At 68.4% G+C, this 23,628-nt stretch carries 19 protein-coding genes; 2 read left to right on the top strand and 17 right to left on the bottom strand.

From position 1 onward, the window contains the following. Positions 1-17: 17 nt before the first annotated feature. From IPK85_16690 to tilS, 17 genes are all read right to left on the bottom strand, one after another. A complete protein-coding gene (locus IPK85_16690; protein MBK8249017.1) occupies positions 18-1,163 on the bottom strand; it encodes a DUF4388 domain-containing protein in 1,146 nt (381 codons plus the stop codon). Continuing rightward, a complete protein-coding gene (locus tag IPK85_16685) occupies positions 1,163-3,862 on the bottom strand; it encodes a tetratricopeptide repeat protein (GenBank protein MBK8249016.1) in 2,700 nt (899 codons plus the stop codon). The genes IPK85_16690 and IPK85_16685 overlap by 1 nt, the downstream gene beginning before the upstream one ends. Before the next feature lie 8 nt (positions 3,863-3,870). Further along, a complete protein-coding gene (locus tag IPK85_16680; GenBank protein MBK8249015.1) occupies positions 3,871-4,491 on the bottom strand; it encodes a chemotaxis protein CheC in 621 nt (206 codons plus the stop codon). Beyond that, the gene (locus IPK85_16675) at positions 4,491-6,353 is read right to left on the bottom strand and encodes a chemotaxis protein CheA (GenBank protein MBK8249014.1); all 1,863 of its coding nucleotides are present in this window, start codon (positions 6,351-6,353) and stop codon (positions 4,491-4,493) included. Before IPK85_16675 ends, IPK85_16680 begins: the two co-directional genes overlap by 1 nt. 14 nt (positions 6,354-6,367) lie before the next feature. After that, positions 6,368-6,730: a response regulator gene (locus IPK85_16670; protein MBK8249013.1), complete on the bottom strand. Its 363-nt coding sequence runs from the start codon at positions 6,728-6,730 to the stop codon at positions 6,368-6,370. A 39-nt stretch (positions 6,731-6,769) separates the two neighbouring features. Further along, entirely contained in the window at positions 6,770-7,198 is a 429-nt protein-coding gene (locus tag IPK85_16665; GenBank protein MBK8249012.1) for a purine-binding chemotaxis protein CheW, read from the bottom strand. Beyond that, a complete protein-coding gene (locus IPK85_16660) occupies positions 7,195-8,253 on the bottom strand; it encodes an RluA family pseudouridine synthase (protein MBK8249011.1) in 1,059 nt (352 codons plus the stop codon). Before IPK85_16660 ends, IPK85_16665 begins: the two co-directional genes overlap by 4 nt. Next, on the bottom strand, positions 8,250-8,771 hold the full coding sequence (lspA, locus tag IPK85_16655; GenBank protein MBK8249010.1) for a signal peptidase II: 522 nt from the start codon (positions 8,769-8,771) through the stop codon (positions 8,250-8,252). Before lspA ends, IPK85_16660 begins: the two co-directional genes overlap by 4 nt. Next, positions 8,758-9,174, bottom strand: coding sequence for a TraR/DksA C4-type zinc finger protein (locus IPK85_16650; protein ID MBK8249009.1), 417 nt, complete (start codon positions 9,172-9,174; stop codon positions 8,758-8,760). Before IPK85_16650 ends, lspA begins: the two co-directional genes overlap by 14 nt. A 2-nt stretch (positions 9,175-9,176) precedes the next feature. Further along, positions 9,177-12,392 (bottom strand): isoleucine--tRNA ligase, encoded by a 3,216-nt coding sequence (locus IPK85_16645; protein ID MBK8249008.1) that lies wholly within the window; start codon positions 12,390-12,392, stop codon positions 9,177-9,179. Beyond that, complete coding sequence (locus tag IPK85_16640; GenBank protein ID MBK8249007.1) at positions 12,389-13,219, bottom strand: purine-nucleoside phosphorylase; 831 nt, start codon at positions 13,217-13,219, stop codon at positions 12,389-12,391. Before IPK85_16640 ends, IPK85_16645 begins: the two co-directional genes overlap by 4 nt. Before the next feature lie 17 nt (positions 13,220-13,236). Beyond that, entirely contained in the window at positions 13,237-13,785 is a 549-nt protein-coding gene (locus tag IPK85_16635) for a DivIVA domain-containing protein (GenBank protein ID MBK8249006.1), read from the bottom strand. After that, positions 13,785-14,465 (bottom strand): YggS family pyridoxal phosphate-dependent enzyme, encoded by a 681-nt coding sequence (locus tag IPK85_16630; GenBank protein ID MBK8249005.1) that lies wholly within the window; start codon positions 14,463-14,465, stop codon positions 13,785-13,787. Before IPK85_16630 ends, IPK85_16635 begins: the two co-directional genes overlap by 1 nt. An 11-nt stretch (positions 14,466-14,476) precedes the next feature. Beyond that, the gene (locus tag IPK85_16625; protein ID MBK8249004.1) at positions 14,477-16,363 is read right to left on the bottom strand and encodes a DUF2723 domain-containing protein; all 1,887 of its coding nucleotides are present in this window, start codon (positions 16,361-16,363) and stop codon (positions 14,477-14,479) included. A 121-nt stretch (positions 16,364-16,484) separates the two neighbouring features. Further along, on the bottom strand, positions 16,485-18,458 hold the full coding sequence (ftsH, locus tag IPK85_16620; GenBank protein ID MBK8249003.1) for an ATP-dependent zinc metalloprotease FtsH: 1,974 nt from the start codon (positions 18,456-18,458) through the stop codon (positions 16,485-16,487). Between the two features lie 15 nt (positions 18,459-18,473). Then, positions 18,474-18,995: a hypoxanthine phosphoribosyltransferase gene (gene hpt, locus IPK85_16615; GenBank protein MBK8249002.1), complete on the bottom strand. Its 522-nt coding sequence runs from the start codon at positions 18,993-18,995 to the stop codon at positions 18,474-18,476. 10 nt (positions 18,996-19,005) lie between these two features. Then, positions 19,006-20,319 (bottom strand): tRNA lysidine(34) synthetase TilS, encoded by a 1,314-nt coding sequence (gene tilS, locus IPK85_16610; GenBank protein MBK8249001.1) that lies wholly within the window; start codon positions 20,317-20,319, stop codon positions 19,006-19,008. 86 nt (positions 20,320-20,405) lie between these two features. Here tilS and IPK85_16605 point away from each other — a divergent pair, with 86 nt between their 5' ends. After that, a complete protein-coding gene (locus IPK85_16605; protein MBK8249000.1) occupies positions 20,406-20,579 on the top strand; it encodes a hypothetical protein in 174 nt (57 codons plus the stop codon). A 159-nt stretch (positions 20,580-20,738) separates the two neighbouring features. Continuing rightward, positions 20,739-23,618, top strand: coding sequence for a hypothetical protein (locus IPK85_16600; GenBank protein ID MBK8248999.1), 2,880 nt, complete (start codon positions 20,739-20,741; stop codon positions 23,616-23,618). The last annotated feature ends 10 nt before the right edge of the window (positions 23,619-23,628 follow it).

The raw sequence follows: 23,628 nt of genomic DNA, 5'->3' as shown, positions 1-23,628 counted from the left end.
CGGCCATCGCCGACGCGCTACGCATCCACGGCCTCCAGCATCGCGGCCAGCTGCTCTGCGTGCGCCACGGCGTCGCGAGCCTGCTCGGCAACGCGCGTCCCTGGTGCCGCCGCGATGACCCGTTTCCACCAGGCGATGGCTTGGCCGATCTCCCCCCGCCGCATGCCGAGCCGAGCCAGTTCCATCATGACGCCGGCATGCTGTGGGGCGGCGCGATGGGCGAGACGCAGCTGTTCCTCTCCCTCCACTTCGCGTCCCGTGCGCAGGAGCGCCCGAGCCAAGAGGAACCGTGCCTCGGGGTCTTCCGGAACCAGGGCCACCGCCGTGACGGCGTGGGAGATCGCCTGTTCGTAGTCCTCGCTCTGGAGGGCCTCTCGAGCGTCACCCAGCACAATGGCGAGTTGGGACTGCGCGCCAGGGGGCGTCAACGAGCGGCGGGGCTCGCGCACGACGATTACCCCCGTCGTGACGAGACCAAATGCCGTACGGGCCACATCAAACTCGCTGCGGTGCAGCGCCGTGGCGACCTGCCGCAAGTCGCGCTCGCCGTCCATGGCGGCGAGCACCTCCCATTCGGAGGGCTGCAGGTCCAACGGTGACGCGGTGCCATCCGGCGCCAGGTCGGCCAACACCGGGAGCAAGCCGAGGTGCGGGATGCGCTGCTGGATCTGCGTCCACTCATCGAGACGCCGCGCACCTTCCATGAGCAGCGATTCCACGGCGAGCGCCGTGACCCCATCGGCCACGTGGTCCTCGTCGTCGGCATCCGTGAAGGAGAAGAACCCTTCCTGCCATGACAACAGCTCGAAGGTGACGGTCTCGACCTGCCGGCGGATGTAGCGGTCCAGCTCACGACTCGTCAGCACGCCCTGCTCCACGAGGATTTCCCCGAGTCGCCGGTGTGGCTGCACGGCGTCCTGGGTCGCACGAGCCGCCGCCAGCTCTGCTTCCGTGATGCGTCCATCGCGCAGGAGGACGGTCCCCAGGAGGTGGGGGTTGCTCCGGATGGTCGCGGCGACCACGCGGCCGCGGCGGAAGTGCACCTGGCCCTCGTTGTCCCGCAGGGCGGATGACACGCGCAGGCATCCGGTCTTTCGACTCAAGTCGAGCAACTGGAATACATCGTGGATGCCGAGTTCGCGCAGCGGGCCCTCGATCGCCATCAGCCCCTCCCCGCGAGGCTCATCGCCTCACCGACGAGCCGGGCACGGCGCTGCACGGCAATCGCCCTCGACTGCTCCGCGCGCCGGGCGTACGGACTGGACGGCTCTGCAGCGAGCAGGCGGTCCCACTGCGCGATGGCGCCGGCAAAGTCGAACGTGGCGACACGCAGGACGCCATCGAGGTACAGGGCGACGGCATGGTCGGGATCAAAGCGGAGCACGCGATCCACCGCGATGCGCGCATCAACCCGACGCTCGCACACCGTGAGCGATTCCGCGAGCGATGCCAGCACGTCCAGTTGCCACGGGCTCGAGAGCAGGACGTCGGCGAGGGTAGGAATCGTCGCCTCGGCCCGTCCGTCGTCACGCCGAAGGCGCGCAAGGGCCAACGTCGCCCCTACATGTCCCGGCTCGCGCTGGCACGCCTCGCCTAACGTGTCCTCGGCCTCCGCGCGACGGCCGGTGGCGTCCAGGAGCTGTGCAAGGTCGACGCTCACATCCACCGGGGCCAGACCGGTCGCCTGCGCGGCGCCCAAGGCCTCAATGGCAGACGAGGCGTCGCCGAGCGCGGCGGCAATGTGCGCGATCGACCGCAGGATGACCGGATCGCCGGGCGCCCGCGTCCAGGCGCGCGCAAGGGCCGCCCGTGCCTCATCGCTTCGGCCCTGGGCAGCATGCACGGTGGCCACCGCGGTCAGGGTCGCGGCGTCCAGGTCCTCGCGCGCACCCAGCAGCGCAACGAGCGCGACCGCATCCTGTTCGCGGTGCGCCACAACCAGGGCGCGCAGTTCGCCGGCCATGGCCTCGCTGTGGCCCGGCGCAGCGGCCTGCGCGGCGCGAAAACGCTCGACCGCCTCTCCTGCCATTCCCTGTCCGAGGAACGCCTCACCCTGGAGCACGAGGGCGTCCGGGCGTGAGCCGTGCGCGGCGATCGCCTCGCGAAGGGTGGCGTGTGCCGCCGAAAAGTCGCGACGCCCCAGCGCCTCACGCGCCGTGGCCAACAAGTCCTCCGCACCGCCGGGTGACGCCGGGCCGTTGGCCAGTTCGGCAAACGGCTCGTCGAGGTCGTCGGGAGTGAATGCGAAACCGGTGACGCCCCGCTCCACCGCGGCGACTTCAGGTGCCACGTGGAAAAGTGGCGTCTCATGCGCGAAGTCCACGGCAAGCTCGAACCCTTGCGGGGTGTAGAAGCTGTCGATCGCCATGGCACGATGTGTGGCCCGCAGGGCGGCGTCGTGCTCGCCCAACTGGGACAACGCGAAGCCGAGGTTGTAGTGTGCCTCGGCATACGCCTCGCGCGCCTCGATGGCTCGCGAGAATGCGTCGCGGGCCTGCGCGTACCGCTTGAGCCGGGTGAGGACGAGCCCCACCCCATTCCATGCGACCGGGTGCTCCCCCGCCTGTTCAATCAGCACCCGATAGTTGGTCAGCGCGGCCGCCGGTTGGTCCTGCCGCACGCAGATGAGCGCGGCATTCAGGCGGGCGCGGGCGTTTCCAGGTTCTGCGACGAGCACCTGCCCGAGGGTGGCTGCCGCTGCGGTGGGGTCGCCGGCGTGAAAGGCAGCGACCGCGAGGTTGTTGCGGGCGGAGAGCGCGGCCGGGTCGGCGTCCACGGCACGCCGATACGAGTCCAGTGCCTCCGGGTATCGCCCCAAGTGATGCAACGCCACGCCGCGCTCGTTCCAGTAGCGGGCGCGACCTGGAGCCGCCGCGAGCAACTCGTCGTACAGCCCAACCGCGTCGTGCATCTCACCGCGAAGCAAGGCCAACTCGGCCATCGCCGGCAGGACGACGTCGCGATCCTCGCCACCCTCCAGGGCCAGGCGATACTCCCGGTCGGCTTCGGCCAGGTATCCCTTCTGCCGAAACGCGAGGGCAAGGTGGTAGTGCGGCATCGGCGTTCCGCCCGGGGGGGTACCCAACCCGCGCGCGGCCTTCACCTCGGCCGCCCGCTCCCAGGAGCGCGCGTCAAAGCGTTCGAGCGACAGGTTCGCCCGCGCACGACCTAACGACGGATTGAGTCGCATGGCGCGCTGGCGTGCCGCCATCGCCCCCTCGTGATCGCCGAGGTCGCCGCGGACAAAGCCGAGCAAGTACCAGGCATCCGCGTCGTCCGCCGCAAGCGCCACACAGCGTTCCAGCGACTGACGGGCGACCTCGTTGAGACCGCGGTGATAGGCCACCTCACCGCGTTGCAGGAGCGCGGCCGGATTGTCGGGGGCCAGTTCGAGCGCGTGCACCAGCCACCGCTCGGCCGCTTCCAGGTCCCCGCTCTTGAGCTCGGCGGTGGCCACCTGTCGGATGACCTGGATGTCGTCCGGTGTCTCGCGGAGCAAGGTGCCAAAGGCATCGAGCGCACGTCCGACATCACCGAGCAACAGGCAGGTCCGACCGAATTCCCAGCGCGCGTACCGATCGTCTGGCGCTGCCTCGAGCCGCGCCGACAACTCCTGCACCCGGCGATCGTAATATCCGCTGGTGAAGTACACGATCTCGAGGTTGCGTTGCGCCACGGTCATGCGCGGGTCCAGTTCCAGGGCGCGGGTGAACATGGCCACCGATTCGTCCACCAGCCCACGCGTGAAGTACAGGACCCCGAGGTTGTTCGCGGCGCCAGCGTCATACGCGTCGATCCGGTCCGCGAACGAGCGGAGGATCGCCAGATCGCGGTCCGACGGCGTGGACGTGCTCGCGATCACCGCCGCCCTCAGTCCAGGCGGACGGCGCGAAGGATCGCGCGCAACGAGGCGAGTTCCGGCAGGAGGAGGAAGAAGCCGCGCAGGCGCTCTCCCGCATCGTGCATGACGAACTCAGTCTCGACGCAGAAGACCATGTCCTTGTCCGCCCCAAACTGCAGGTAGGCGGTCGTGAGCACCGCCTGCGCCATGTCGATCGCGAGCGACGGTGGCGATGGCAGGAGGGTGATCCCCATGAACTCACTGAGGGCGTTCATGTACGCCGCGCTCAGGATGTTGCCGGCTTCCTTGATCGCCGATTCCTCGAGCGCGCTGAGGGTGTCGCCGGTCGACCCCGGGCGTTTGAGCATGAGCCCGGCCAACCGAACAGCGGTCGGTCGCGGAAAGACGAGGAGCGTTCGGCCCTGCAGGTCGCCCTTCATCTCCATGAGGACGGCCGCGACGGGCTCCACGGGGTCACCCACGTGCGTCGGGATCTCGTCCAGCGCGGCGATGTTGATGGTCGGGACGGAGATCATGATCGTCTGTCCCGTCATCTGGGACAGCGCCGTCGCGGCGTGGCCGGCCCCGATGTTGGCCACTTCTCGCAGTGCATCGAGCTGCACGGGTCGAAGGCTGAGGAGCTCTTGCATCATTGTCCTTGTAGGAGTCCACCCGCATCCACGATCAGCGCCGTCGAACCATCGGCCAACACCGCCGCACCGCTGATGGCCGTCGACATGCCCCGCACGGCATCGAACGACTTGACGACCAGGTCCTGTTGGCCGGAGAGTCGGTCGACCAGGACCGCCCCGGCCCGCTCCGCCGCCTCGACAATGACGACTTGCGACCCCTCCGGGTCCCGCCCGGGGGCCCCCACCAGTTCGCGCAGCGACCAGAGGGGGAGCACGCGGTCCCGTCGCACGAACACCGGGCGCCCACGCACCCGGCGAACCACGCCGGCCGTGCGCTGCACCGTCTCCGTGATGTGGGTCAACGGCAGCGCGTACGATTCCTCACCACACGAGGCGATAATGGCCGGAACGATCGCCAGGCTGAGCGGCAGGCGTAGCTCAAACACCGTGCCCCGTCCCTCCACCGTGGAAAATTCGACGGTTCCCCCCAGCGCCCGAATGCGGGACACTACGGCGTCCACCCCGACCCCGCGACCCGAAACTTCGGTGACCCGCCCGGCGGTGGAGACGCCCGGTCGCGCGATGATGCGCAACAGGTCACGGTCGGCGAGCTCCTCCTCATCGGCGGAGACCCAGCCCATGGTCCGCGCACGCTCCAGCAGACGCGCCCGATCCACGCCTCGTCCATCATCCACCACCGTGATCACCACGGCCGTGCGCTCGCGCCGCGCCTGCAGCGTCACGCGCCCTACGCGCGGCTTGCCGGCCGCGAGACGCGCTGCGGGGTCTTCCAGGCCATGGTCCACCGCGTTGCGCAGGAGGTGCACGAGGGGATCCGCCACTTGTTCGAGTAGCGCGCGATCCAGCTCGATCTCCCGACCCTCGATGACCAGGGTCGCCTCCTTGCCGACCGTCCGCGCCGCATCCCGCACCACGCGGGGAAACCGGTCGAACACCTGCCAGACCGGGACCAATCGCGTGCCGAGCACCGCGTCCTGCAGCTCGCCCACGAGGTGATGCACGTCGTCGACCACGGCGTCCAACTGCGAGTTGCCCACGCGGGACGCCGTGACGTGCAACCGCCCACGCAACGTCACGAGTTCGCCGGCAAGGTTCATGAGCTGGTCGAGGCGTCGGGCCTCGATGCGCACATACGATTGCAGCGGGGCCGTGAGCTGCCCCTCCTGCCACGCTGCCTCGGCGGGTGGGGCATCCGGCGCATGAAGCGCGCCCACCTCCACCTGCGCGATGAACCCGCATGCGCGCACGGCAGCGACAATCGTCTCGGCATCCTCCACCGAGACCAGCTGGGCCACCACCCGACCGTCGAATGCCTCCGAGGCCATCACCTCAGCCGGTGGCACCACATCGACGACGGCGCCTAACGTCGCCAGGCGGCGCGTGACCAGCGTCGTCCGCGCACCCGGGAGCGGCGTCCCCGGCTCATACGTCCAGGTCACATCGCGGGCACCGGCACGCGCCGCGCGACGCAGTGCGGGCGACGCCGCCGCCGGTGTTCCGGCCCGACCGAGGCGACCCAGCAGCGCGGACGTGTCCAGCGCACTGCCGCCCTCCGTCGCTGCCGCGACGAGTTGCTCCAGCGCGTCGGCGCCCTCAAAAAGGAGGTCGAGCGTCTCCCGGTCCATGCCGCTCGCACCAGCCCGGACCGACTCGAGACGGCTCTCGATCGCATGGCTGAGCTCCGCGACCGGGGCATATCCCATGGCGCCCGCCATCCCCTTGATGGTATGGACGGAGCGAAACAGCGCATCCACCTGGTCCTGCTGCTCGGCGTCAGCCTCGAGCCGCACCAACGCGTGCTCGATCGCCGTCAGGTGATCACGGCTCTCGGAGACGAACAGGTCGCGATACCGCGACACGATGGCGTACCCGCTTAACCCAGGACGCGCTGGACCGCTTCGAGCACCCGACTCGGCTGGAACGGCTTCACGACAAAGTCGCGCGCGCCCGCCTGGATCGCCTCGACGACCAGCGCCTGCTGGCCCATGGCGCTGCACATCAGGACGCGGGCGGCCGGGTCGCGCTGGGTGATCGCGCGCACGGCGTCGATTCCCCCCATGTCCGGCATCACGATGTCCATCGTCACGAGGTCCGGCTTGAGTTCCTCGTATCGCTGGACAGCCTGCGCGCCGGTTTCCGCCTCGCCGACGATCTCGAACCCTGCTTGCGACAGGATGTCGCCCAGCATGGTCCGCATGAAGATTGCGTCGTCACAAATCAGTACTGAGTGGCTCACGGTCGGTCCCCCCGACGGCGACCGCGACGACGCCCTGCCCTATGCGAGCGACTGCGTCGCGAGTTCACGCACGTCAACCTCAAGGACGACCGCGTCGCCGAAATGTCCCACCTCGCGGATGAGCCCGCCGGGACCCTGCCGCACCAGGAGCGCATCGGCCTCCTGAGACGGGGCGTCGACGGCGATAACCTCCCGCACCTCGTCCACCAGAAGCCCGAACAACCGGGAGTTCACGGCGAGCACGACGACTTCCCCACCATCCGCGGAGGTGGGAACCCCTCCCAGACGCACGGCCAGGTCAACGACCGGCAGGAGCTGTCCCCTCAGGTTGATGAGCCCCCGCACCTCGGGTCCGGCCCCCGGTATCCTGGTGGTTGGAAGCATGGCCGTGATTTCGCGCACACACGTCGAGTCGAGGGCGTAGGCGATTCCCCCGCTGGCCACCACGAGGAGCTGGCGACTCGTCATGCGCCCGAGTCGACAGGGACGGTGCCCCCCGACATGGCGCTGCTCCGCCGGGGATGGGCCTCGTCCTCATCGTAGAAGCCAAGGTCATCGAGCGGATCACCGGCGTCCAGGACCGCGGGGTCGCGAGCGACGGCCGCCAGGGTTTGGCGGAGATCCGCCGGAAGCGGCGACCGAAAGTCCAATTCGATCCCGGTGACCGGGTGCTTGAATCGGAGACGGGCCGCATGAAGGAAATGGCGACCCGCCGGCAGCTTGACCAGCCGACGGCCGCCACCGCCGCCGTACACATCGTCGCCCACCACGGGGTGCCCCAAGTGCGACAGATGCACGCGGATCTGGTGGGTGCGACCCGTGTGCAGGTGGGCACGGAGCAGGTCGACGCTATCGTAGCGGGCGAGCCGCACAAAGGTGGTTCGCGCCGACTTCCCGGTTCGCACCACGGCCATGCGCTGCCGGTTGCGTGGGTCGCGGGCGAGCGGCTGGTCCACGTCGATGCGATCGTCATCCACATGCCCCCATGCGAGGGCCGCATAACGACGCACGATCTCGCGCCGCATGAGTGCGTCACCGAGGACCCGATGGGCGCGTTCCGTCCGCGCGATGAGCAGGAGGCCGGAGGTGTCCTTGTCGAGACGGTGGACGAGACCCGCACGATCCGCACCGCCAAGGGAGGAGAGCGGGCCACCTCGTCCGGCTAGCGCATTCACCACCGTACCCTCCCAGTGCCCCGGGGCGGGATGCACCACCATGCCAGCCGCCTTGTCGATGACCAGTAGCTCGTCGTCCTCGTAGACCACGACCAGTGGGAGGTCCTGCGGGACAACCTCCCGCCCGACGGGCGCCGGGACCTCGACCAGCACCACGTCCCCGGACAGGGGACGATACGCCGCTTTCTCCCGGCGCTCGTTCACGAGGACGCGTGCTTCGGCGATCCAGGTCGCCGCCTGCGTGCGCGAGACATCCAGGTGACGAGCCACCAACAGGTCGAGGCGGACATCGCTGTCCGCCTCGACGGAGATCGTGTGTCGCGTGCCCGCCCCGGGCACCGGGCTCATGTGGTTCCGGGCTGCCCGGTGCCTAACGCGGCGGCGCGTGCCGCCGCCTTGTCTTCACCCCAGAGAACGAGGGCGAGGAGCACCGCGCCGACCGACACGGCCATGTCCGCGACGTTGAACGTCGGCCAGCGGGAGGCGCCAATGCCGACGTCGATGAAGTCCACCACCCCGCGCGGGGAGATGACGCGGTCCACCAGGTTGCCCAGGGCCCCCGCCGACACGAGCGCGACCGCGAGGGTCCGCCAGCGATCCGAGGAGCGCGTCTCGCGATAGAGATTGGCGAGGATGAACAGGGCGCCGATGGTGAGCGCCATGAAGATCCAACGCGAGTACGGCCCGAGGTGGAGGCCAAACGCGGCACCCGGGTTGTAGACCAAGGTCCAGCGCAAGGCGTCGCCGACCACCTCGCGCGGGACGTAGAGCACCAGCGCCTGCTCGGCCATGGACTTGGTGATTCGATCCGCCACGACGAGCACCGCGACCAGCGGGACGAAGATGGCCGCCTTACTTCTTGCCATCTTCCTCTTTCTGCTTGCACTTGATGCAGTAGCGCGCATGCGGGAGCGCGTCGAGTCGCTCGAAGGCGATGTCTTCGCCGCACCCGTGGCACTTGCCGAAGGTCTCGGGCGACTTGTAGAGCCGGCGCAGCGCCTGGTCGATGTGCCAGAGGAACCGACCCTCCTGACTCGCGAACAGGAACGCCTTCTCGCGCTCCATGGCGTCGGTGCCCTGGTCGGCCATGTGGAACGAGTAGGCGCTGAGGTCCCCATCCGCCGACTGCGGTGTGGCCCCGAAGACGTCGTCGTAGTGCCCGAGTTCCTTCATGACCCGACGGCGCTCCTCGAGCAAGCGTTTCTCGAAGTGCGCCAGGTTCTTCTTGTTCATCGGCTTCGGCTTCTTGGCACCGACTGGAGTCGACATCGTTACTGATCCACGATGAGGGCGACGCGCACCTGGAGTCCATCGAGCTCCACGGATTGCGCCGCGACGTGACCTGGAGCGTGGGCCTCCCCAAGCTGCAGGTGGGCCGCCAGGACCTCTCCAGAAATCCACCCAATATACTCCGAAGCGGCCTCTTCGATCTCCGGATCCCCCCAGACCCACAGGCGAATCCGGTCCGAGACGGCAAATCCCGAGTCTTTGCGCATGCGCTGGACGCGACTCACGAGCTCCCGCGCCAGCCCCTCGCGCCGGAGCGCCGGGGTGACCGAGGGATCCAGGGCGACAAAGCGGCCATCGGCCTCCTTGACGAGGAGGTCACCCACCGCGCGGCGCACCACCGTCAGGTCGTCCGCCTCCAGGGCAGCCTCGGCGCCCTCGACCACGATCGTCACAGTTTCGCCACGTTCGAACTGGCGGACCGCCTCGGACGACAGCGCCTGGACGGCCTTCGCCGCCAGTGGCGTCGCCTTGCCGAATCGCTTGCCTAACGCCTTGAAGTTCGCCTTGGCTTCCAGGGTGACCAGCTGGTCCCCCGAGGAGGCCAGCACGACCTGCTTGATGTTGAGCTCCGTCGCCAGGATGGACAGGAGCGGTTCCACGTGGACGGCGCGTGCGGCGGGCACGACGCACACGGCATGTCCGAGCGGACGACGGACGTTGACGCCCGCCTCCTCCCGGGCCGCGCGACCCAATCGGGACAACTCGCGCACCTCCGCCATGGCCACCTCGAGGTCGGCGTCGCGATGGGGCGTGACGGACCGGTAGTCGGCGAGGTGCACCGAACCGCCGGTGAGTTCCCGGTAGATCCAGTCGCTCACAAACGGGGCGATCGGGGACAACAGGCGACAGGTGGTGGCGAGGACCTCATGCAACGTCGCGAACGCTGCACGGTTGTCCTCTCCCGCCACCTCGTAGAAGCGCGCCCGACACTGGCGGACATACCAATTGGAAACATCATCGACCACAAACTGCATGATGCCGCGCGAGGCGGCCGTGGCATCAAACGCCAGGAGCGCCGCGTCCACGGCTGCCTCGACGCTGCCGAGTCGAGCCAGGATCCAGCGATCCATGGCGGGGCGGTCGGCCACGGCGGGTGCCGGCTGCCCCGACGTCCAGCCGTAGTTGGCGTACTGCGCGAAGATCCCGGAGTAGACGTTCTTCAGGGTGACGAGGAAGCCCGCCGCCGTGTCGCGAATGACCTGCTCGTCGAAGCGCTTCGACACGCCAAGCGAGGACGACGCCACGAGGAACAAGCGCACCGCATCCGCCCCGTGTCGCTCGACGACCTCGAACGGATTGACGGTATTCCCCCGCGACTTCGACATCTTCTGGCCGTTGGCGTCGGTCACGAGGTCGTTCACCACCACGGTGCGGAACGGCGCCGTCTCACGCGGCCCCGCCCCCTTCCCGAAGGTGTTGTTGGGGAGGGCATCACCGAGCGCGGTGCTGATGGCGATCAGCGAATAGAACCACCCACGGGTCTGGTCGAGGCCCTCGGCAATGAAGTCCGCCGGAAACTGCGACTCCACGATCTCGCGATTCTCAAACGGGTAGTGCCACTGGGCGAACGGCATTGCCCCGGAGTCGAACCAGGCATCGATGACTTCCGGCACCCGGACCATCGTCCCCGGACAGCGGGTGCACGGCCAGGTCCACTTGTCGATGAAGGGCTTATGCGGATCAAAGTCCGGCGGGAGTGGGTGCCCCACCCGTTCCGCGAGCTCGGCGTATGACCCGATGACGTCGCGGTGCGCCGTCTCCCGGTCGCAGACCCAGACCGGCAGTGGCGTCCCCCAATACCGATCGCGGGAAATTGCCCAGTCGACGTTGTTCGCGAGCCACTCACCAAAACGACCGGTCCCGATCTCCTCCGGGTGCCAGTCCATCCGCCCGTTCCGGCGTAGCATCTCGTCGCGCAGCGCCGTCGTGCGTACGAACTTCGATTCGCGCGCGTAGTAGATGAGTGGTGTTCCACATCGCCAGCAGTGCGGGTAGTCGTGCATGGCCACCTGGGCCTTCCACAACGCGTCCCGCCGCCGCAGCTCCTCGATCAGGATGGGGTCCGCCTCCTTGATCCATTTGCCGCCGACCAACGGCACCTGGTCTTCAAAGGCCCCCCGGGCGTTCACCGGTTGCAGCATGGCCAGGTCATGCGCCTGCCCCGTGGCGTAGTCGTCCACGCCGAAGGCCGGCGCCATGTGGACGATCCCGCTCCCATCGGTCGCCGTGACAAACTCCGCCGTGACGACCACCTCATGGTCTCCCGCTCCCGACGGAATCGGCACCAGGTCCAGGGGTCGACGATAGCGCTGGCCGGCCAATGCGCGCCCATCCATCTGCCACACCACGTCCCATCGATCCTGGTAGTCCGCACCCAACACCGCAGCAGCGCGCGCCTCCGCCAGGATCAGCGTCCAGTCGGTGGTCCCCTTCTTCTGCAGCTCCACGTAGGCCAGGTCCGGATGGACCGCGAGCGCCACGTTGGACACCAGAGTCCACGGCGTGGTCGTCCACACGAGCAGGCGGCGGCGCACTCCACCGTCATGCACGAGGTCCATCGTCACGTAGATCGAGGGGTCCTCGACCTCCTTGTAGCCCAGCGACAACTCATGGGACGACAGTGCCGTCCCACAGCGTGCGCAGTACGGAAGGATCTTGTGGCCGCGATAGAGGAGCCCACGCTCGTGTATCACCTTGAGCGCCCACCACTCGCTCTCGATGTACTCGTTCGTGTACGTGACATACGGATGCTCGTAATCCATCCAATGCGCAATCCGCTCGCACAGCCGTTCCCAGTCCGCACGGTAGGTCCACACGCTTTCGCGGCACCGCTGGTTGAACGCCTCCACCCCAAGGCGCTCGATGTCCTGTTTGCCCTTGATCCCCAGCGCCTTCTCGACCTCAATCTCCACCGGCAGGCCGTGCGTGTCCCACCCGGCCTTGCGCGGCACATGATGCCCGTGCATCGCGCGGTGGCGACAAAACAGGTCCTTCACCGTGCGGGCAAAGACGTGGTGGATCCCGGGACGACCGTTGGCCGTCGGGGGCCCATCAAAGAAGATCCAGGGCGTGCCCGCGCGGCGTTGCTCGAGTTGCTGCTCGAACAACCGCTCGGTGCGCCACCAGGTGAGGACCTCTTGCTCGAGGTCGTCGGCGCGACGATCGGGCGCCAGCAGGCGGAACCGCGCCTCGGTCACAGCTTTTCCACCACGGCGGCGATGAGGGCGGTCAAGTGCGGTTCCGCCCGACCGGCCACCGCGATGATGTGCTCGACACTCGCCGGCTCCAGCGCGTCCGGCAGGCACATGTCGGTGATGATGGAAACGCCGAGCACCTTCATCCCGCCGTGCACCGCGACAATCACCTCGGGGACAGTCGACATGCCGACCACATCGGCGCCGATACCGCGCAAAAAACGATACTCGGCGCGGGTCTCCAGGCATGGCCCGGTGACCGCGACGTACACGCCTTCGCGCAGGGTGAGCCCCAGACGCCGCGCCTCCGCCCGCGCGACATCGCGCAACCCGCGATCGTACGGGTCCGACATGTCCGGAAAGCGAGGGCCGAGTCGGTCATCGTTACGACCGATGAGCGGATTGTCTCCGAGCAGGTTGATGTGGTCCGCGATGAGCATAAGGTCGCCCGCCGCCCACAACGGATGCATCCCCCCGCACGCGTTCGACACCACCAGGGTCGACGCGCCTAACGCACGCAGGACGCGGACGGGAAAGGTGACTTGCTGGAGAGAATACCCCTCGTAGCGATGAAACCGCCCCTGCATCGCGATGACCGACTTGCCACCCAGGGTGCCGCAGATCAAGCGTCCCGCATGCGACTCCACCGTGGAGAGGGGAAATCCGGGGATGTCGCGATACTCGATCGTGGTCTCGGCGGCGATCTGCTGCCCCAACCCGCCGAGGCCGGTCCCGAGGATGATGGCGACGTCCGGCGTGCGCGCAAATCGCGCACGCACCGCGGCGGCCGCGCGTTCGATCGCCTCGAACGTGTGTGGTGTCGTGTCCATGAGTGGGGTTGGTGTCGTCAGTCCTTGTCGAGCGAGTCCAGCCAGGCCGGGGCAGCGGTCGTCCCGGCAGGCGCATCGGGCGCGGCGCGCAGCACCGGGGGTGCCATGGTCTCGGCCGCCTCGACGTCGGCCAACTGCCGTTCGATCATTGCACGCAGCTGGAGCAAGTACGAGCGCCGCTGGCGCTGCATGGCGTCCAACTCGGTCTCAATCTTGCTCAACTCGCCCCGGCCCTGCGCGGCGAGGCGCTCCGCCTCCGCGCGCGCCTCGCGAAGTATGAGCTGCGCTTCGCGTTCGGCTTGTTCGCGCGTTTCCGCGCGCAGCTGCTGCGCGGAAATCAAGGCCTCGTTGATCGCCTTGTCGCGCTCGCGGAACGCCCGCAGCTGCTCATGGAAACCCTGCGCACGACCCTCCAGGCCTTGCACCTGTTTGGTGAGCCGCTCGACCTCGGCGGCGACCTGTTCCCGGAACTGGTCGACCCGCGCGCGATCGTACCCGCGCAGGGCCGACCCAAAGTCGTACCGCCGAATATCGAGCGGTGTGAGGTGAAAGGACTCGTCGGCCATCAGTGGCGTGCTCCGAATAGAATGGTTCCCAGGCGAATCATCGTCGCCCCTTCCTCGACCGCGACCTCGTAGTCGCCTGACATCCCCATGGACAGCTCGGACGCATCGAGCCCACCCTGACGGAGCAGGTCGCGCGCGTCGCGTGCCCGCCCGAATGCCTCCCGCAGGACGGTCTCGGTCGCGCCCAGCGGCGCCATCGTCATGACTCCCTTCACGTGCAGGCCTCCAAGCCGGGAGAGCGCTTCTGCGTGCGTCGCGAGCTCCGCCAGGGAAAATCCCCCTTTCGACTCTTCCCCGGTGGTGTTCACCTGGATCAGAGCCTGAACCGGCACGCCGCGCGCCCTGCCAACCTCATCGACCGCCTGCGCCAGGCGGAGGCTGTCCACCGAATGCACAAGGTGGAATCGCTCCACATGTCGTGCCTTGTTCCGCTGCAAATGCCCGATGAGGTGCCACTGAACGGGAACCGTCACCTGCCCCATCTTGTCGAGCGCTTCCTGGATCCGGTTCTCGCCGACCGACGCGAGCCCGGCATTCCAGGCGGCCACCACGGCGTCGGGACCGTATGTCTTGGTCACCGCCACGATCTCGACGTGCTGACCGTGGCCACCCCGTTGCACCGCCGCGCTCACGACCTCGCGAATGGCGGCGACCCGCTCCGGCAGTCCCGAGAATGGCATAACGCGTGAAATTACCTGTAGTTACAGGTCGATTCAAGTAAGCCGGACTCGTCCTCGCCACCGAGCGCCTGACGAGAAATCCAGACCTCGGGACACCGCAAGAGGCGCCAGACGTACTCCTCCGTCGGGTCGGCCCCGCGCGGCACCTGGGCGCTGGCGGCCACCCCCAGGACCAGTGCGCGGGCTCGCATGACACTGGCCGAATCGGCGGACAGGGCGCTCCCGGAGCGTTCGAACAGGTGCCCTCGGAAGCGCCATCCCTGCCCGCCGGAAATCGCCTCTCGCTGGGAGACACCAAGCGCGGTTGACACGACGAGTGGACGACCCAACGACGTCGTCGCGAGTCCGATCCGCCGGAGCGCATCTGCCGTGGACACCCACCCCTGTTCATCACCTGCGACAAACAGCTGGTGCCGATCCCGGAGCTGGGCGCGGTACCAGTCCGCCGGCAGCAATGGCACGACCACGGTCACGACGTCGCGCCGGACGCCTTCCACCTCCTGGAGGTACCAGGTGGCATAGGCATCGTTGTCGCCCGCGAGCAGCAGAACGGAGTTAGGTGGAGAACCGTCGAGCATCGCCAGGCCCAAGGTGCGGGCCAGCGGGGCGCGCGCGGGATCGCGTCGGGAGGTCGCCCCCACGTTGGACACGGCGAGCAAGCCAACGACGCCGAGCGCGGCGAGCGGCACGCGGTGCATGGCGCGGTGCAGCCCGACGGCGACCCAGGCGCCCCACGCCACAAAAAAGGGCGCGAAGAAGTAGTCTCGTTCCCGCGCCTCCCGCAACGCACCGTCCGGCACTACCCCCCAGCCATACGAGGGACCCGCCCGGAGGTTGAGCACGGCGACGACCCCAAGTGACGTGCACAGCACGAAGAGCAGCACGGCCCGGAACGTCCGAGGGTCCGCCTCACGATGGCTCCGGGCCCCGAACAGCCCGAACATGACCAGGATCAGGGTGAGCGGGGTGCGACGCCAACTTGCGCCGACAGCGTCGGACCACCCGCGGGCATACTGCCAGTCGAGGTATTGCAGGATGTTTCCGACCTGTAGCCACGGCGGCGCTCGTCGCGGCAACAGGCCGGGCACGTCGTACTGGGAGCGCGCGACCACCGCCTGGAAGCGTGACCAGGTGGACGGATCCCCCTGGTTGATGACCGGATCTCCCGTGGCGACGACGTACATGACGCCGAGGAACGAGGCCCCGAGGAGCAACGCCATGGCACCCCACCGAACCACCTCGGGACCCTCCCCGCCGCCGCCGTGCGATGCGGCGAACAGCAGCACCCCCAGGAGGGCCGGCGCCCAGGACACCGTTCCGACCGCGACGCCCAACAACCACACGCCGGCGCCGGCACTCACCCGCCGCCACGACACGCTCCCACCGAGGTCCGTCGCGGCGAGGAGAACGGCCGCGGGACCTGCGACGAGTGCACTCATGTGCAGCGGGACGGCAAGACCAAAGAGGAAACACATCAGCGCATGATGGCGACTGGACCATCGGGTGCCGGCGCGGTCCGCGACCCACAGCATCAGCGCCATCAAGAGCAAGGCCCAACCGTACACCTCGGTCTCCGTGGCGCTCGACCAGACGGTAAACCCGACGCCACCGACCACGGAGGCCACCAGCACCGCCAGCGGGCCGTGGGCGCGGGCGACGACGGTCGCCACGAGTCCGCACCCCGCGGCGGTCGCAACGGCGGACGCCAGGTTGACCGCGGTGGCGAACGGCAGCAACGGACTCCACAAGTTGGCCCAGGCCCGCGCCGCAACGACGAACAGCGGCGTGCCGGGTGGGTGTGGAACACCGAGCGTGCGGATGGCCGCCAGGAACTCCCCAGCGTCCCAGAGGGTCACGCCGGGCGCCAGGGTCGCGCCGTAGGCCACGAGCAGGAGCATCCCGCCCACCCAACCTGGGTGGGCTCGCCCCCACGCACGAACGGCAGGCCACATGGCCCCAAACGTAACGCCCCCACGCCGGGTAGCGCGGGGGCGTTGCGGATGCCGTTAGGCGCTGGCCCTACGCCGGCGACGGTTCCGGACCGCCAAGGAGCGGGGGGACCACCGGCTTGAGCGGAGGAAGCACCGTCGTCGGTGGCGCCGACGACACCGTCGGTGGCGCTGGAGCACGCGGCGGCAGGACTTCCCCGCGATTCAAGACGTCGAAGTCCTCGCGCGAGAGCGTCTCCCGCTCGAGTAGCGACTTGGCCACGGCATGCAGCAGATCGATGTTCTCCGTCAGCACCGCCGTGGCACGCTGGTAGGCGGCATCGATCACGCGCTTGACCTCGGTGTCCACCAGTTCAGCCGTCTGTTCGGAGACCTCGCGGCGACTCATGAGCTCGCGACCGAGAAAGACTTCCTGTTCGTTCTCCCCAACGAGGATCGGCCCGATGCGATCGGACAGCCCCCACTGCGTCACGTAACGGCGGGCGATCCCCGTGGCCTGCTGGATGTCGCTCGCCGCGCCGGTGGTGACCCGCTCACGGCCGAAGATGATCTCTTCGGCCACGCGGCCGCCGTAGGCCATCACCAGCCGCGCCTCGATCTGTTCGCGCGTGACGGACACGCGGTCGTCCTCGGGCAGCGTGAAGGCAAGGCCCAGCGCCCGCCCGCGTGGGACGATAGTGACCTTATGCAGCGGATCGTTGCCCTTGACCTTCACGGCACAGACCGCGTGGCCGGCCTCGTGATAGGCGGTGAGGCGACGCTCCTCCTCCTTCATCACGAGCGACTTGCGCTCGGCGCCGAGCATGACCTTGTCCTTGGCTTCCTCGAAGTCGTTCATGAAGATGCGGTCGTGCCCGCGGCGGGCCGCGAGCAGCGCCGCCTCGTTCACGAGGTTCGCAAGCTCGGCACCCGCCATGCCCGGCGTGCCGCGCGCGACCTTGGTGACGTCCACATCGTCGGCCATGGGCTTATTGCGCATGTGCACCCGCAGAATCCCTTCCCGGCCACGCAGGTCGGGGGCATCCACGACGATTTGCCGGTCGAACCGGCCCGGTCGCAGGAGCGCCGGGTCGAGCACGTCGGGTCGGTTGGTAGCCGCAATCAGGATCACGCCTTCGTTGGACTCGAAGCCGTCCATCTCGACGAGCAGCTGGTTGAGCGTCTGCTCACGCTCGTCGTGCCCGCCACCCAGCCCCGCACCGCGGTGCCGGCCGACCGCATCAATCTCGTCGATGAAGATGATGCACGGCGCGCTCGCCTTGCCCTGCTCGAACAGGTCACGGACGCGTGAAGCCCCAACGCCGACGAACATCTCGACGAAGTCCGACCCCGACATGGAGAAAAACGGACGACCGGCCTCGCCGGCGACCGCGCGCGCGAGCAAGGTCTTGCCCGTCCCCGGCGGGCCCACCAGGAGCGCGCCCTTGGGGAGCCGCCCGCCAAGCTTGGTGAACTTCTGCGGGTCCTTGAGGAACTCGATGATCTCCTGCAGCTCGACCTTGGCCTCGTCGCACCCGGCCACGTCGGCAAAGGTCACCTTGGGGGTGTCGCCAGTGAGCAGCTTCGCCTTGGACTTCCCGAACGAAAAGGCCTTGTTCCCACCCGCCTGAATCTGCCGGAACAGGAAGATCCACAGCCCGATGAAGATGACGTACGGCAGGACGGCGAGCAGGAAGCCGGCGAGCGAGGCCCGCTCCTCCTGGGCGTCCACCTGCACGTTCTTCTCCCGCAACGCGCGCAGCTCGTCTTCCGAGTCCCGGACCGGGAGCTTCGTCACGAACTTCGTTGACGAACGCTGGTTCAGCTCGACCTTGGACTTGAACTCCCCCGTGACCTGCTTGCCACCCTGAATGGTGGCCTTGAGGATGTTGTCCTTTTCGAGCTGGGCGCGGTACTGCCAATACTGGATCGCGACCGGGGCATCACGGCCCGACCCCGACAGCTGGATGATCGCCACGGGGATCAGGATCACGAGGATCCAGAACGACAGGCCCTTGGAGACGCTGCCCCACGAAACGGGCTTCTTGGGAGGGATGGCTGGCATGTAAGTCCAGATGAGCTACTGCAAGGATGCTACGTACGGTAAATGCCGAAAGTTCTCCGCATGATCCAACCCATACCCCACAAGGAACTCGTTGGGTGCATCGAACCCGAGAAACCGGGGGGGACTCGTCAAAAACGTGCGGTCGTGCTTGTCGAGTAAGGCACAAACTTCTATGGAACGGGGTCCGCGGCCCTTGAGGATCTCGATCACCCGGGCCAGGGTCCGGCCCGAGTCCACGATGTCCTCCACCAAGAGGATGTGCTTCCCCGCCAGCTGCGTCTCGGGATCGTACACGAGCTTCACGTTCCCGCTGGAGACCATCTCGTTCCCGTAGGATGACACGACGAGGAAGTCCACTTGTAACGGCCGCCGAATCGCGCGGACCAGGTCAGAAACGAAGATGAAGCTCCCCTTGAGCAGCCCCAGGACGAGGAGCTCGCCCTCTGGGTACGCATCCGTGATCTGCTCGCCCAGTTCCCGCGCGCGCTGCGCGATCTCCGCCTCGGTGAACACCACCCGGCGGACGGTTCGCCCCAACAGGCGAGGATCAGCGATCGATGAAGTCACAACGCACCAGTCGAAACACCCCTCCGGGTGATGCGGGCGCCGCGGGAGCGCGGCGTGTTCCAGGAACCCAGACAATCTCGCCGTTTGTCTCGACCACTGGCCACCCCTCTCGTGCAGAAGCCGGAACACCGGCCTCCGCGAGAAATCGTGCCACGAGCCGTGGCGCGTCGCAGCCGGGCCCCCGCCACCGATCCCCTCCGCGCCAGGGACGCAGCAGCCAGGAGACGCCCTCCTTTGGTGCCGGCCACCCCCACGCCCCCCAAGTGTCGGCCACCCCGCGGGCTTCGCACACGGCAAACCTCCACGGGCCTACCCGCACCGTCCCTTCCGCCAACTCACGTGGCGCCCAGGTCCCGCGCTGGCGATGAATGCAGACGAAGTCCGACGTCCGTGCGACGGAGACACGGCCGGACAACTGCACCTCGTCACCCGCCATCATGACGCCGAGCTCGCCAAGCCGCTCGTAACCGCGGCGGTCGAGCACCACGCCGGCGCGCTGCAGGATCGCCCCCCAAACCAGCGCGCGCCCGGCCGCAGGCAGGGTCAGCAGCGACGGATCGACGCGGACCACCCCCCCAACGATGCCGCGCTCCAGCGTGGCAACCGTACGGTCAAGCTCCGCACGCAGCGTGGCCGCCCGCGCGCTGAGCTGATCCATATCTCGCGAGAAGGTGGCATGCACCGCCTCCAGTGCAGGCAAGAGGTCCCTTCGCACTCGATTGCGAAAGAAGGACGGGTCCGCGTTCGTGGGGTCTTCGATCCAACGGATGCGGTGCGCCGCGGCGTAGGAGGCAAGGGTCCGACGGTCGACCGCGAGGAACGGACGCCGGAGCTGCACTTCGGGACGCGGAGAGAGGCGGAGCCCCGCAAGGCCTCGCGCCCCGGCCCCACGCAATGTCCGCATCACGAGGGTTTCGATGTGATCGTCGTGGTGGTGCGCCGTGGCAATGAGCGCGTGCTCCCTCGCGGCCACCTCCAGAAGAAACGCCCAGCGTGCCTCGCGCCAGGCCGCTTCCGACCACCCCCGCCCCCCGGACGTCCCGCCGATGAACTCCAGGCCGACGGCCTGCGCCGTTTCCCTGACAAGCCCAACTGCCTCCCGCGAGTGTCTGCCGGTGCCGTGGTCGAACGAGGCCACCACGATCCGACTCGTTCGCCGGGGGTGGTTGGCGGCGGCATGGAGCAGGCACATGGAGTCGCGACCACCTGAGACGGCGAGCACCACGGGCGCTCCTTCGTCGATCAGGGGATCGATCGCGGCTCGCACCTTGGTGGCGGCGTCAGTCCTGGGCACGGGCGCAATCTACCCGACTGCACTACCACGGCGTCCAACCGATTCTTAAGATTCCCGCTGCACCCGCACACTGCCAGGAGATACTCGTGGAGACGCACGGACCGCTCGGCACACTCTGGGTTGGACTGGGACTCGGGGCCTTCTTCCTCGCGCTCACCTGGGTCAACCTCCTGCTCGGCCACTTTCTCACCCCGCTCTTCCTGATCCCGTTGACGTGGGTGCAGGACGCGATGGCTGAGCGCAAGAAGAAGTCGGCGTAAGGCTGGTCGTGCCGGTGTGACGAGGACGGGGCTGTGGCCCCGTCCTTTCTTGTTTGCGGGATCCAGGTCACAGGCCACGCGTGATGTTTGCGCAGCCGCCTAACGGTCGTGGTCGGTAACTTCCGGCAGCCTGTTTTCCTGTCCCAGCTGCCCGAATCCATGCCTCGCCTGAACCGCGCGTTGTGCGTCCTGCTGGCTGCCTTTCCATTCGTGGCACCACGCGCACAATACCTGACGCGTCCCGCCCAGGATTGGGAGACCATCGTCACCCCGTCCTTTCGCATTCACTTCCCGGCGGAGATGCGCGCCTGGGTGACCCCGATCGCGAGCCGCATGGAGGCGTATGCCGCCGCCGTGCACAACCTCGTGGGGAGCAAGCCGGACAAGCCGACCACAGTCCTCGTCGAAGATCCGTCGAATACCGCGAACGGCTTCGCCGTCCCGCTGCTCGACGGCCCCACGATCTTTCTCTGGCCGACGCCACCGTCCCCCGGGCCGACGTTCGGGACCCACCGCGGGTGGGGCGAGATACTCGCCGTACACGAGTACGGTCACATCGCGCACCTCACGGTGGCGCCGCGCAATGGTGCGGAGCGGCTCCTGTGGCGCTTTGCCCCGTCACGCATCGGCCCGGTGGCCCGCAAGTCGCCCGCATGGGTGATCGAGGGGTACGCGACCTACATCGAAGGCCGCCTCACGGGGAACGGCCGCCCAAGCAGCGTGGGCCGGGCGGCCGTCCTCCGGCAGTGGGCGCTGGAAGGACAGCTCCCGAAGTACCGCGAGCTGTCCTCCCCCGCCCCATTCCTGGGAGGGTCCATGCGGTACCTGGTGGGCTCCGCGTTTCTGGAGTGGCTCGCGGCGCGAAAGGGAGAGGAATCGCTCACTCACCTGTGGCGACGCATGAGCGCGATGCAGCGGCGTTCGTTTGCCGAAGCGTTCCGCGGTGTCTATGGTGCCTCCCCGGACGAACTGTACGGGGCGTTCTACACCGAGGTCATGGAGAAGGCGTTCGAGGCGCGGCGCACCCTGACGCAGGCTGGGCTGGCCGAAGGCCAGCTGGTCCAGCGACTCGCGTGGGGAACGGGTGAACCGGCGGTGTCCAAGGACGGGCAGTTCGTCGCGACGGTCGTGCGGTCACCGAACGCGCCCGGCCGCGTCGTGGTGTGGAGCACCGCGACGGAGGGACTGGACAGCAGCGTGGTATGGGCGCGCCGGCGGGCGCTGGAGCGCGACCCGCGCGACGTCCTTCCGTTTGATTCCTTCCCCGCACCCAAACGGTCCATAGCTACGCTGCGGGCGGCCCGCGGACGCGCCGCCGACGCGCCGCGCTGGCTGGCCGACGGGGAACGCCTCCTCGTGGTGCGCGACGAGCCGTTAGGCGACGGCGCCTCGCGCCCCGATCTCTTCCTGTGGAATCGACGATCCGGACGCCTGCGCCGCGTCACCCATGGCGCGGGGATCCGGACGGCCGACCCCTTCCCCGACGGCAAGTCCGCTGCGGCGGTGCGTTGTGCGGGTGGGATCTGTGACCTGGTGCGCGTCGACCTGGAGCGTGGCACATGGACGCGGATCACCGCGGGAAGCCCCACCGTGGTCTGGCACCGTCCGCGCGTGTCGGCCGACGGCCGGCGCATCCTGGCCGGCGTCCACCGGGACGGCGCGTGGGGGGTCTCCGTCATCGACGCGCTGACCGGCGCGGAGACGCCGGTGCGTTACGCAGACGGTGCGGCACGATATGCACCGGCGTGGGCGCCGGATGGTCGACTGGTCGCGGTGAGCGAAGCGGGTGGCATCACGAACCTTGAGCTGGCCGACCTCAGCGGCCAGAACACGCAGACGCTGACGCGCGTGACGGGAGCCGTGGCCGGTCCCGACGTGGCCGGCGACGGGCAGGTGTGGTTCCTCACCTTGCATGCACGCGGCTATGACCTGCGCCGCACCTCAATCCGCAGTGCGCAGCGGGTCGTCGCGCTCGATGCGCGTCTGTCGCCGAGCGCTCCACGTCCGGGTGGGGGCGGCATGACGTTCCGCAGCGTCGACAGCGTCCGGGCCAGCGACTACGGACTCGGGCCGCGCGGGTGGCGCCTGCTTCCCGGTTTTAGCTTCGGGCCGGATGGTGACCTCGCCAGCCTCATGCTCGCCTCGGTGGACCCCGTGGGGCGCTGGAGCACCGTGCTCCAGGGTGCGCACGGGCAGCGCGGCGCCTGGCGTGGTGGATCCGCCTGGACGGCGCTGCGCACCGGGCGCGTCGAGATCGAGGGCAGCGCCTGGTATGGCGACCATGCGCCGTCCAGGCAGCGCTCGGGCAGCTACGCCTCGTTGAACATCGACTCGCGCTTCACCGGTGGGGGGTTGGCCTTTCGGTCACAGCGGGAGAAGGCGGCCTACGGCTGGACGGCACGAGCGGGCGGAAGCGTCGGCAAGGTAGACGGCAACCAGCTCGACGGCGCCTCGCGGGCGATGGGGTTTGGGGAGGCACGTCTTCGGTTGTCCGTCCCGATGTGGAGCTGGACCCTGACCCCCACGGGGGCAATATCCGAGTCCCGGGGCAGCACCCGCGGCGAGTCGTGGGTGCGGCGCATCCTCAGCGCCGGAGTGACGTTAGGCGGGGCGCGCCGGTCGCTGCGCGTCGACGCGTTCCGCGGTGAGGTGGACGCTCCGGACGCTGGGGAGTTTGGCCGCGCCTTTGAGCAGTTTGCGGTGGGCGGGGCCCCCATGCCTTTTGTGGACTCGGCCTACCTCAGCCAGCGGGTGCCCCTGCCCTCCGTGCCTGTAGGGTACGCCCAGGGCCGCAAGGTCGAGGGGCTGCGGGCAGCCATTCGCGTGGCCGGACTGCAGCCATGGGCGATGTGGGTCGCCGCGGGCGACACCATCACGAACTACCAACGCACCTTTGGCATCGAGGACGAGTGGCGCTGGCCGGCGATCGGGTTCGCCCGACTCCCGGCGGTGCGGATTCGCGCCGGAATCGGGTACTCCCTTGATCAGCCGTACGACGAAAAACTGCGCCCCTACGTGAGCGTCACATACCGTCCATAGGGGCGCCGGC

The sequence above is a fragment of the Gemmatimonadota bacterium genome, assembly GCA_016712265.1.
GTDB lineage: Bacteria > Gemmatimonadota > Gemmatimonadetes > Gemmatimonadales > Gemmatimonadaceae > RBC101.
Note: the sequence above shows the minus strand (reverse complement) of the source record. Positions and strands in the feature narration are given on the sequence as shown.

What these genes read in the sequence shown, in the direction of transcription:
- ftsH (MBK8249003.1), bottom strand. Translation starts at nt 18,458, where the DNA reads ATGCCAGCCATCCCTCCCAAGAAGCCCGTTTCGTGGGGCAGCGTCTCC.
- IPK85_16650 (MBK8249009.1), bottom strand. Translation starts at nt 9,174, where the DNA reads ATGTCGACTCCAGTCGGTGCCAAGAAGCCGAAGCCGATGAACAAGAAG.
- IPK85_16680 (MBK8249015.1), bottom strand. Translation starts at nt 4,491, where the DNA reads ATGCAAGAGCTCCTCAGCCTTCGACCCGTGCAGCTCGATGCACTGCGA.
- IPK85_16660 (MBK8249011.1), bottom strand. Translation starts at nt 8,253, where the DNA reads ATGAGCCCGGTGCCCGGGGCGGGCACGCGACACACGATCTCCGTCGAG.
- IPK85_16635 (MBK8249006.1), bottom strand. Translation starts at nt 13,785, where the DNA reads ATGGCCGACGAGTCCTTTCACCTCACACCGCTCGATATTCGGCGGTAC.
- IPK85_16665 (MBK8249012.1), bottom strand. Translation starts at nt 7,198, where the DNA reads ATGACGAGTCGCCAGCTCCTCGTGGTGGCCAGCGGGGGAATCGCCTAC.
- IPK85_16640 (MBK8249007.1), bottom strand. Translation starts at nt 13,219, where the DNA reads ATGGACACGACACCACACACGTTCGAGGCGATCGAACGCGCGGCCGCC.
- IPK85_16690 (MBK8249017.1), bottom strand. Translation starts at nt 1,163, where the DNA reads ATGGCGATCGAGGGCCCGCTGCGCGAACTCGGCATCCACGATGTATTC.
- IPK85_16600 (MBK8248999.1), top strand. Translation starts at nt 20,739, where the DNA reads ATGCCTCGCCTGAACCGCGCGTTGTGCGTCCTGCTGGCTGCCTTTCCA.
- IPK85_16630 (MBK8249005.1), bottom strand. Translation starts at nt 14,465, where the DNA reads ATGCCATTCTCGGGACTGCCGGAGCGGGTCGCCGCCATTCGCGAGGTC.
- lspA (MBK8249010.1), bottom strand. Translation starts at nt 8,771, where the DNA reads ATGGCAAGAAGTAAGGCGGCCATCTTCGTCCCGCTGGTCGCGGTGCTC.
- IPK85_16625 (MBK8249004.1), bottom strand. Translation starts at nt 16,363, where the DNA reads ATGCTCCTGCTCGTGGCCTACGGCGCGACCCTGGCGCCCGGCGTGACC.